The sequence below is a fragment of the Rhodoferax sp. genome, assembly GCF_039922535.1.
Classification (GTDB): domain Bacteria; phylum Pseudomonadota; class Gammaproteobacteria; order Burkholderiales; family Burkholderiaceae_C; genus Rhodoferax_B.
Genome location: NZ_JBDTEM010000351.1, coordinates 1 through 4828, shown reverse-complemented (window position 1 = coordinate 4828; position 4828 = coordinate 1). Strand labels below are relative to the sequence as shown.

General features: G+C 60.1%; 6 protein-coding genes. 2 read left to right on the top strand and 4 right to left on the bottom strand.

Features of this window, described 5'->3' with window-relative positions:
* The 3 genes from ABI213_RS16625 to ABI213_RS16615 form a co-directional block, all read right to left on the bottom strand.
* Positions 1-261, bottom strand: a 261-nt coding sequence (locus tag ABI213_RS16625; RefSeq protein WP_348027923.1) for a sensor histidine kinase N-terminal domain-containing protein, incomplete at its 3' end; no start/stop codon positions are given.
* Positions 258-926, bottom strand: coding sequence for a response regulator (locus ABI213_RS16620; RefSeq protein ID WP_348005488.1), 669 nt, complete (start codon positions 924-926; stop codon positions 258-260). The genes ABI213_RS16625 and ABI213_RS16620, both read right to left, overlap by 4 nt.
* Positions 927-992: 66 nt before the next feature.
* The gene (locus tag ABI213_RS16615) at positions 993-2003 is read right to left on the bottom strand and encodes an AbrB family transcriptional regulator (protein ID WP_348027925.1); all 1011 of its coding nucleotides are present in this window, start codon (positions 2001-2003) and stop codon (positions 993-995) included.
* 209 nt (positions 2004-2212) lie between these two features.
* On the opposite strand from ABI213_RS16615, the gene ABI213_RS16610 reads away from it, so the two are divergent.
* Positions 2213-2515, top strand: coding sequence for a hypothetical protein (locus ABI213_RS16610; protein ID WP_348014560.1), 303 nt, complete (start codon positions 2213-2215; stop codon positions 2513-2515).
* Between the two features lie 42 nt (positions 2516-2557).
* On the opposite strand, the gene ABI213_RS16605 is transcribed toward ABI213_RS16610, so the two are convergent.
* Positions 2558-3478 (bottom strand): LysR family transcriptional regulator, encoded by a 921-nt coding sequence (locus ABI213_RS16605; RefSeq protein WP_348005491.1) that lies wholly within the window; start codon positions 3476-3478, stop codon positions 2558-2560.
* 135 nt (positions 3479-3613) lie between these two features.
* On the opposite strand from ABI213_RS16605, the gene ABI213_RS16600 reads away from it, so the two are divergent.
* A complete protein-coding gene (locus ABI213_RS16600) occupies positions 3614-4534 on the top strand; it encodes an SDR family NAD(P)-dependent oxidoreductase (protein WP_348027921.1) in 921 nt (306 codons plus the stop codon).
* The last annotated feature ends 294 nt before the right edge of the window (positions 4535-4828 follow it).

Genomic DNA, 4828 nt, shown 5'->3' with positions numbered 1-4828 from the left:
GTGGCCATTGGCCGTGAGCTCAAAAAACTCAAGCATGCGGTAAGGTAACTCGACACCCAGGCCGCCGCTGGCAGTAGAGATATTGGCATCCATCGATTTAATGGCACCTAACAACGACCGGTCATAGGCAGCATTGGCTGCATCCACGGCGGTGCGCCAGGTTTGCCATACCTCGGCCGCCCCTACCAGCAGCATCGCGGGCAACAATGATAGAAGCAGCAAACGGCGCAAGCTCAAGGCGTGCAAGGTCACCCAATTCACGCGGTTAACTCCAGTACGTAACCCAGGCCGCGCAACGTGGTGATGCCCACGGCACTGCCTGCCAGGCGCTTGCGCAAACGGTGTACTAACACCTCAATCGCCTCGGGGTGCACATCCTGTTCGTCTGAGAAAACACGCTCCAGAATGGCTCGTTTAGACAGCGGCTCGCCACTGTGCTGAATCAGCGCCAGTAAGGCGGCATGCTCGCGCGGGGTCAGAGTAAAAGCCTCATGGCCCAAAGTAAAGCGTTTGGCTATGGCATCAAAAACCAAAGGACCACATGCAAAGCGTGCGTGCTCGCTACCGCGCGCGCGCCGGATCAGCGCCAACAGGCGCGCCTCCAGTTCGGCCATTTCAAACGGCTTGGCCAGAAAGTCATCAGCGCCCTCGCGCAGCGTGCTGACGCGCTCCATCAAAGAGTCTCGCGCCGTCAAAATCAGCACTGGCAAGCGGTGGTCAGCTTCGCGCAAATCAGCCAGAACATCGTGGCCCCCCAAGCCAGGCAGGCCCAGATCAAGGATCAGTGCGTCGTAGCGTGTGGCCTTGAGCGAAACCCGCACCATGCGCCCGTCGTTTACCCAATCGACCTGAAAGCCGCTTTGCTGCAACGCTTTGACCAACCAGTCGGCCAGCGCACTCTCGTCTTCGGCAAGGAGAAGTCGCATGCACTACGCCAATCAATATATGGAGTTATTCAGCAGCGGATTGTGCACCGCACGCCGACAGTTGCATCACGCCGCGCGGGTGGCTACAAATTTACTGACCTGCGGGCCTAGCACCAACACCATGAAAAAGCGTGCCAACTGCATTGCCATCACAAAACCGGCATCCACCGCGCTGGTGGCAGCAATCACCGCTACCGAATCAGCCCCACCCGGACTGGTGGCCAAATAAGCCGTCAACGGGTCGATACCGGCCAGCCAGAACAGCGATGTCGCCAGCAGCACACCCACAGTCATCAGCAGCACAATGCAGCCCAGCACCTGGGGCAAGGCACGCAGCGCGTGGCGCAAAATGGCGCGCGTAAAACGCAAGCCAATGCTCCAGCCAATCACTGCATACGCCAGGGCCAGCACCACCGGCGGCTGCTCAATCACCATCACGCCCAAAGCCTGCAAGGCGCTGGCCAACAACAGCGGCAGCACCATGGCACCGCCCGGCAACTTCAAGCTACGCCCGAGCCAAGCACCAACCACCGCGACCGCCAGCGTCAACGCCACATGCGGCACACTTGACACGGCCAGCCACGGCACTGCTGCCGCAGCAAGCCCTGTTGCCGGCGTTGTCCACAGCCGTGCTACCAGCGCTGCAACTGCGGTGACCAACGCCACTCGCAGGTACTGCATAAACGCCACCAGCCGCACATCGGCGCCATAAGATTCGGCCATCAAAACCATCGCCGAGGCTGCACCAGGAGCCAAGCCCCACACGGCGGTTGTGCCCGGCAGCACCTTGCTGCGCATCAACACCCACCCTAGCACGGCACTCGCCGCAATGACCGAAGTAGTGACTACCAGAAAAAGCGGCCAATCGGCTGACACCCGCGTCAAGGCTTCAGGCTTGAGGCTACTAGCCATCAAGCACCCCAGCACACCTTGCCCCAGCGCAAACCCAGAAACGGGCACGCGCAGTGCAGCCCCGCGCGTCGTCAACACAATGCCTGCAACCATGCAACCCAGCAGCACAGCCGCTGGCAAATGCACCATGGCAAAACCCCACGCCATGGCGGCACTTAGCAGCAACAAGAAAGCCCAGTTCCAAACCGTTTTAGCGCGAAATATTTTTAACAAAAGATTAGGAAATTCAACCGCAGGAAGCGCAGTATCCCACCAAAAAATGGCCGCTAAGACATGCTGACCGCCGGTCTCCCGCATGCCGTTGTGCCCCGCCGCCGTCAAGAACCTTGCCCATGCCACGCGCCTAGGGGAGTGGTCAAACTTACTACTTGACAATGCCTTTGAACCTGTTCGAGGTGTTTTGGGGCTTGCTTTGTGGTGCCATCGGGATGGGTTGGTTGCCGTGGACCGCAGCAGGGGCTACGGCAGGCGAATCGCCCAATTTCATCCTCACAGCGGATTGCTTGACCAGTGCAGCCGTGAAGTCAGGCGCGTTGGTGCAAATACTGAATGAATGGAAGAGCACGGGAGACGGTGGTGTCTACATAGTCATGCTGCCTGGGCGGCATGTTCCCCATAAAACCCGCTTATTCGTGGATGCAGTGACCAGCTCTATCCAAGAGCAATGGGTTCCGTAAGCATGTAATTGCGCATAAAAATTACGCCAAACCGGGTTGGCATCATGCGGAAGTCTTCGCCGCCTTGGCATCGACCTCACGCAGCAGTTCAACAAAGGCGCGCAATCCCGCAGGTACATGCCGGTGGCCCGGGTAGTAAAGACTCAGTCGCCCAATCGAAGGTGTCCAGTCCTGCAGCACCCGCACCAGGCGCCCCGCCTTGATGTGCTTGCTGGCAGACCACTCATTCGTATACACCAGACCCACTCCAGCGAGGGCGGCCTCCAGTCGCAACTGGCTGTTGTCGAGAGTCACCGGCCCCGCTACGTCCAGCGATATCGCCTCGCCTTGTTTGCTGAATTCCCATCGCCAGATCGCGCCGCTCGCCAGACGGTTGCGGATGCAGCGATGCGATTGCAGGTCGTGCGGTGTTAAAGGCATGGTTCTGCCTTTGCCCTTGAAATAACCCGGCGCACCGACCACGACGAAGCCCTGTTCGGGACCAAACAGCGCGGCCACCATGTCCTGCGGTACGGAGTCGGCCAGTCGAACGCCGGCATCGAACCCATCGGCCACGATGTCCACCAAACGCCCTTCCGTGACCAAGTCAACCTGCATGTCGGGGTAGCGCTTCAGGTATTCGGGCACATACAAAGCCAGCAGTTGGTGCGCAGCCGCCTCAGAAGTATTGATGCGCAGCGTCCCGGCCGGTCGCGGGCTCATGGCGCTGGTGGCGTCGATTGCTCCCTCAATCTCGCGCAGCGCCGGAGCGACGCGGCCCAGGAATTCGCGCCCCGCCTCGGACAGCGCGACGCTGCGTGTCGTCCGATGAAACAGCCGTACGCCCATGCGCTCTTCTAAGGCGGAGACGGCATGGCTGACGGCGGACGCGGACAGCCCCAGTTCAGCCGCGGCCGCCCTGAAGTTATTGCACGACGCCACCGCAACAACGGCCTGCAAACCGGACAGTTCGGTACGCTTCATAGGTCGGCTCCTAAGGTGAATCGCATGCGCCTTGATTGATGAATATTGTGCAGCAGCACATGCACCATTGTGCTACTTATCAAATCAAAGCCTGCTACCTAAACTTGAGGCTTGTTTACACACAGGCCCATCGTTATGTCACGCACCACCACCCCATTCGGCTTCCATTCGACCGCTAGCGAAGTGCTTCGCAGCGTGGATCTCTCAGGAAAACGCGCCATCGTCACCGGCGGCGCATCCGGCATTGGCCTGGAAACTTCGAGGGCGCTGGTGAACGCCGGTGCCGAGGTAACGCTGGCAGTGCGGCGCCCCGAGGCAGCGCAGCAAGCCGCCCCAGAACTGCGTGCTGCCAACCGTGGCGACGTTCACATCGCGGCACTTGACCTGGCAGACCTCGCATCGGTGCGCCAGTTCACACGCCAATGGAGCGGCCCGTTGCACATCCTGGTAAACAACGCGGGCGTGATGGCGATTCCAGACCTGCAAACCACGGCCCAGGGCTGGGAGATGCAGTTCGCGACCAATTTCCTGGGGCACTTTGCGCTGGCCAACGGCTTGCACCATGCGCTCAAGGAGGCCGAAGGCGCACGCATCGTCTCGCTGAGTTCCAGTGCGCAATTGCTGGGCCCCGTGGTTTTCGACGACCTGCATTTCCGATTTCGCGCTTACGAACCCTGGGCCGCCTACGCCCAGGCCAAAACCGCATGCGCATTGATGGCCGTCGAAGCCACCCGCCGCTGGCAGCACGAGGGCATCTTCGCCAATGCGGTACATCCGGGAGCCATTGCCACCAATCTGCAGAAGCACACCGGCGGGCTCAAAACACCGGTCGAGCGCCGCAAGACACCCGAACAAGGCGCAGCCACGTCCGTGTTGCTGGCAGCATCCCCCTTGCTGGAGGGCGTGGGCGGGCGCTATTTTGAGGATTGCAACGAGGCGGTGGTGGTAGACAGACGCACTCCCGACTTCACGGGTGTCGCACCCTACGCCATCGACGCCGCCAATGCGAAGCGCCTGTGGGAGGTGGCAAGCCAACTCATGGGAATGCAAGTGTGAGTGCGACGCGGCGGCGGAATGCGCCCAAGCCCGCCTCAGCATCCCGGGCAACTACTGAAAAATCTCCATAAAAAAGCCTCGCGGCGCAAATGGAATGTGCGCAACCAGCTATTAGATCAGTAGCACCTGAACTTGTAAGCCAAGCGTACTTTCTGGGCCGCAACACATCCGAGCAGCTTAACCATACAGCCACACAGCTTGGTTAGACCGATTTACGGCAACGGGCTCAAGCCCAGCTCTTTCAGAAAGTCGTTGTGTTTTTGCTTTCCCGTTGCAATGGCTTTCTCAATCTCG